1 protein-coding gene is annotated in these 1,034 nt (G+C 46.1%); it reads right to left on the reverse strand.

Going from position 1 to position 1,034, the window contains the following annotated elements; translation table 11 throughout:
- On the reverse strand, positions 1 to 1,034 hold a 1,034-nt coding region (locus R7P74_RS25035; protein WP_318123339.1), incomplete at both ends, for a sigma-54-dependent transcriptional regulator.

Below are 1,034 nucleotides of genomic sequence, written 5' to 3' on the forward strand. Positions count from 1 at the left end.
AGCGGACAAAGTTTTTGCCCTCTTCATGAGACATGTAGCCTAACAGTGAGTACGCAATTTCAATCACATCTTCACCACGTTCGCGAAGAGGCGGAAGATGCAAAGGAATCACGTATAAACGGTAGTATAAGTCTTCGCGGAAACGCCCTTCTTGAACTTCTTTCCAAGGGTCTCGGTTGGTCGCACAAACGAAACGCACATCCACACTCTTCATTTTTGAAGAGCCCACTTTCTGGAACGTACCGGTTTGGATGAATCGCAATAATTTGGTTTGTAAGTCCAAATCCATTTCACACAATTCATCGAGGAACAACGTGCCACCATCGGCTAACTCAGCGGCACCTTGACGGTCATTTGCCGCACCAGTAAATGCCCCTTTTACGTGACCAAATAGTTCACTTTCAATTAAGTCTTTAGGTATGGCTGCACAGTTGATGGCAATAAACGGCTTATCACCACGTTTGCTTGCAGCGTGGATGGCTTCTGCGCATACCTCTTTACCCGTACCACTTTCACCAGTAATAAAGATACTCGCTTTACTGCTAGCGGCAGAGTCAATGGTGCGATAGACCTGCTGCATGGTTTGGCTGCTGCCGATAAAACCTTGGTAATTCTGATTACCCGGATTATCTGCTTCATTTTTTAGCTTAGTTGCTTTGCGAATTGCGTTGTTGACCGTAACACGCAGACGGTCTGCTTCACACGGTTTGATCAAAAAGTCTTGAGAGCCATGACGCATCGCTTCTACCGCTGTATCGATAGAGCCATGAGCCGTCATGAAAATGATCGGCACATCTGGATGACTCTTTTTAACGGCGTGCAAAACATCCATCCCCGTCATATCAGGCAGACGAAGATCGAGAAGAATAAGATCTGGAATTCGGTGATTGAGACTTTCAATGGCATCTCTACCTGTACCGACAATATTAATGTCGATCCCTAACGGCGTGAGGTACGAGCGGTATAACGCCGCAACCGATGCTGTATCCTCAACCATCAGAAGGTAACGAGATTTTTGGCCTTCAGTTTTTTGT

It is taken from the genome of Vibrio sp. 2033 (assembly GCF_033339735.1).